The sequence below is a fragment of the Pseudomonas sp. P4_C3 genome (assembly GCF_056402075.1).
The window spans coordinates 1-3,786 of sequence record NZ_JBFUIC010000359.1 but is presented as its reverse complement, the minus strand read 5'-3'; the positions used below and the strand labels follow the sequence as shown (position 1 = coordinate 3,786).

Genomic DNA, 3,786 nt, shown 5'->3' with positions numbered 1-3,786 from the left:
CCAATGCGTCAACCGCTTCACCGGGCGAGTCGAAGAATTCATCTATCTGGGCGACCACGTCCGGGTGCGCATGGAAGTCTGCGGCAAGACCGACTTCTTCGTGAAACAGCCGATTGCCGAGCTTGATCCCTCGCTCGCCGTCGGCGACGTGGTACCGCTTGGCTGGCAGGTCGAGCACGTTCGCGCACTCGACCCACTTCTAGAGGCGCATTGATCGCCCCGGCAATACCAACACCAACCCTGCACGTGGAGAGAACAATAAATGTTGAGATCCCTGAAATTCACCGCTTTGGCACTGGGCATGATGGGCGCGGCACACGCAATGGCGGCTGGCCCGGACCTGACCGTGGTGTCCTTTGGCGGCGCGAACAAGGCGGCTCAGGTCAAAGCCTTCTACGCACCGTGGGAAGCGGCAGGTAACGGCAAGATCGTGGCCGGCGAGTACAACGGCGAAATGGCCAAGGTCAAGGCCATGGTCGACACCAAAAGCGTGTCCTGGGATCTGGTAGAGGTTGAATCGCCGGAACTGTCCCGTGGTTGCGACGAAGACATGTTCGAGCAGCTCGATCCGAAGTTGTTCGGCAAGAACGAAGACTACGTCAAGGGCGCCATCCAGCCTTGCGGCGTGGGTTTCTTCGTGTGGTCGACCGTGCTGGCCTACAACGCCGACAAGCTGAAAAGCGCACCGACCAGTTGGGTGGATTTCTGGGACACCAAGCAGTTCCCGGGCAAGCGTGGTCTGCGTAAAGGCGCCAAGTACACCCTGGAATTCGCACTGATGGCCGACGGCGTTGCGCCGAAAGACGTCTACAAAGTGCTGGCCGGCAAGGACGGTCAGGACCGCGCATTCAAGAAGCTCGATGAACTCAAGCCGAACATCCAGTGGTGGGAAGCCGGCGCACAACCGCCGCAATACCTCGCTTCCGGTGACGTGGTCATGAGTTCGGCCTACAACGGCCGGATCGCTGCCGTGCAGAAAGAAAGCAACCTGAAAGTGGTGTGGAACGGCGGCATCTACGACTTCGACGCATGGGCCATTCCAAAAGGCCTGGACAAGGCGCGTGCCGAAGCGGCGAAGAAGTTCATCGCTTACTCGGTGATGCCACAACAACAGAAGACCTACTCGGAAAACATCGCCTACGGCCCGGCCAACACCCAAGCCGTACCGTTGCTGTCCAAGGATGTCCTGAAAGACATGCCGACCACCCCGGAGAACATCGCCAACCAGGTGCAGATCGACGTCAGCTTCTGGGCTGACAACGGCGAGCAACTGGAACAGCGCTTCAACGCCTGGGCTGCCAAGTAAGACCGCACCGCGGGCTTACGCTGTAGGAGCGAGCTTGCTCGCGAAAGCGGTGGGTCAATCAACATGGATGTTGAATGTGATGGCCTCATCGCGAGCAGGCTCACTCCTACAAGTTGCGGTGTTTCAACACAACAGGGGCGGTTCGCCGCCTCTGTAACGATCAAAGATTCCCGGAGTACGTCATGGCTATCGCCGTTCCCCTGAACGAGGGCACCAGCCCCACCTTGAAGCAGCGGCTCAAGCACGCCGAGCGGGTCAACCGCTGGAAGGCCCAGGCGTTGATCGCGCCGCTGGTGCTGTTTCTGTTGCTGGTGTTCCTGGTGCCGATCGTGGCGCTGCTCTACAAAAGCGTTGGCAACCCGGAAGTGGTCGGCGGCATGCCGCGCACCGTGACCGCCATCGCCAGCTGGGACGGCCGCGGCCTGCCCGCTGAACCGGTTTACAAAGCGGCGGCCGAAGATCTCGCCGACGCTCGCAAGAACCAGACCCTGGGCGATTTGTCCAAGCGCCTGAACATGGAACTGGCCGGCTACCGCAGCCTGCTGACCAAAACCGCCCGCGCCTTGCCGCTCGCCACTGAGCCGGCTTCTTATAAAGAAGCGCTGGAAGGTCTCGATGAACGTTGGGGCGACCCGGCCTACTGGCAAGCGGTACGCCGCAACACCAGCAGCATCACCCCGTATTACCTGCTGGCGGCCGTCGATCATCGCATCGACGACCTCGGCGAAATCGCCCCGGCCACCCCGGACCAGGCGATCTACCTCGACATCTTCGCCCGCACCTTCTGGATGGGCCTGATCATCACCGTGATCTGCCTGGTGCTGGCATACCCCTTGGCTTACCTGCTGGCGAACCTGCCGTCACGGCAGAGCAACCTGCTGATGATTCTGGTGCTGTTGCCGTTCTGGACCTCGATCCTGGTGCGGGTCGCGGCGTGGATCGTATTGCTGCAATCGGGTGGCCTGATCAACAGCGGCCTGATGGCCATGGGCATCATCGATAAGCCGATCGAGCTGGTGTTCAACCGCGTCGGTGTCTACATCTCGATGGTGCACATCCTGCTGCCGTTCATGATCCTGCCGATCTACAGCGTGATGAAAGGCATCTCGCCGACCTATATGCGTGCCGCGATTTCCCTCGGCTGCCATCCGTTCGCCAGTTTCTGGCGGGTGTACTTCCCGCAGACCTATGCCGGTGTCGGCGCCGGATGCCTGTTGGTGTTCATCCTCGCCATCGGCTACTACATCACCCCGGCATTGCTGGGCAGCCCGAACGATCAGATGGTCAGCTATTTCGTCGCCTTCTACACCAACACCAGCATCAACTGGGGCATGGCGACCGCACTCGGTGGATTGTTGCTGCTGGCGACTGTGGTGCTTTATCTGATTTACAGCTGGCTGGTGGGCGCCAGCCGCCTGCGCCTGAGCTAAGGGGAGAACGAAATGCTGAGTCCTTATATGTCGCCCATCGAACGGGTGTGGTTCTACAGCTTGCGGATTCTCTGCGGCTTGATTCTGTTGTTCCTGATCCTGCCGGTACTGGTGATCATTCCGCTGTCGTTCAACTCGGGGAGTTTTCTGGTCTATCCGCTGCAAGGCTTTTCGCTGCACTGGTACCAGGACTTCTTTGCCTCGGCGGAATGGATGCGTTCGTTGAAGAACAGCATCATCGTGGCCCCGGCAGCGACGGTACTGGCGATGATCTTCGGCACGCTGGCGGCGATCGGCCTGACCCGAGGCGATTTCCCGGGCAAGCCGCTGGTGATGGCGCTAGTGATTTCGCCGATGGTGGTGCCGGTGGTGATCATTGGTGTGGCCAGTTACCTGACCTTCGCTCCACTGGGATTTGGCAACAGCTACACCTCGCTGATCGTCGTGCATGCCGTGCTCGGTGTGCCGTTTGTGATCATCACAGTGTCGGCGACCTTGCAGGGGTTCAACCAGAACCTGGTACGGGCCGCGGCAAGCCTGGGCGCTTCGCCGTTGACCACGTTCCGCCGGGTGACCTTGCCGCTGATTGCACCGGGCGTGATCTCGGGGGCGCTGTTTGCCTTTGCGACTTCGTTCGATGAGGTGGTGGTGACGCTGTTCCTCGCAGGTCCCGAACAAGCGACCCTGCCACGGCAGATGTTCAGCGGCATCCGCGAAAACCTCAGCCCGACCATCGCTGCCGCCGCGACGCTGCTGATTGCCTTCTCGGTGATCCTGTTGCTGACCCTGGAATGGCTGCGCGGGCGAAGCGAGAAACTGCGTACGGCGCAGGTTTAAGCCTTCACACCAATCAACTGTAGGAGCGAGCTTGCTCGCGATGAACCTGAGTGCGACGCGGGCATTCAGAAGGCCCGCGTTATCGTTGACGACCATCGCGAGCAAGCTCGCTCCTACAGTTGATTGGTGTGAAGGCTTAAACCTGCGCCGTACGCAGTTTCTCGCTTCGCCCGCGCAGCCATTCCAGGGTCAGCAACAGGATCACCGAGAAGG

5 protein-coding genes are annotated in these 3,786 nt (G+C 60.4%); 4 read left to right on the top strand and 1 reads right to left on the bottom strand.

Annotation, left to right across the window (positions count from 1 at the left end):
• From AC1DVH_RS27520 to AC1DVH_RS27505, 4 genes are all read left to right on the top strand, one after another.
• Nucleotides 1-214 (top strand): TOBE domain-containing protein (locus AC1DVH_RS27520; RefSeq protein WP_477756445.1); only part of this gene is annotated, 214 nt, incomplete at its 5' end.
• Between the two features lie 48 nt (nt 215-262).
• Nucleotides 263-1,306 carry an ABC transporter substrate-binding protein gene (locus AC1DVH_RS27515; RefSeq protein ID WP_477756444.1) on the top strand — a complete coding sequence of 348 codons (1,044 nt, stop codon included), beginning with the start codon at nt 263-265 and terminating at the stop codon, nt 1,304-1,306.
• 182 nt (nt 1,307-1,488) lie between these two features.
• The gene (locus AC1DVH_RS27510; RefSeq protein ID WP_108216892.1) at nt 1,489-2,736 is read left to right on the top strand and encodes an ABC transporter permease; all 1,248 of its coding nucleotides are present in this window, start codon (nt 1,489-1,491) and stop codon (nt 2,734-2,736) included.
• Nucleotides 2,737-2,748: 12 nt separating this feature from the next.
• The gene (locus tag AC1DVH_RS27505) at nt 2,749-3,573 is read left to right on the top strand and encodes an ABC transporter permease (protein ID WP_046039496.1); all 825 of its coding nucleotides are present in this window, start codon (nt 2,749-2,751) and stop codon (nt 3,571-3,573) included.
• Nucleotides 3,574-3,709: 136 nt separating this feature from the next.
• Here AC1DVH_RS27505 and AC1DVH_RS27500 read toward each other — a convergent pair.
• A partial coding sequence (locus AC1DVH_RS27500) for a hypothetical protein (protein WP_477756446.1) occupies nt 3,710-3,786 on the bottom strand: 77 nt, incomplete at its 5' end.

Coding starts and splice junctions, on each gene's coding strand:
- AC1DVH_RS27515 (WP_477756444.1), top strand. CDS start 263: ATGTTGAGATCCCTGAAATTCACCGCTTTGGCACTGGGCATGATGGGC.
- AC1DVH_RS27510 (WP_108216892.1), top strand. CDS start 1,489: ATGGCTATCGCCGTTCCCCTGAACGAGGGCACCAGCCCCACCTTGAAG.
- AC1DVH_RS27505 (WP_046039496.1), top strand. CDS start 2,749: ATGCTGAGTCCTTATATGTCGCCCATCGAACGGGTGTGGTTCTACAGC.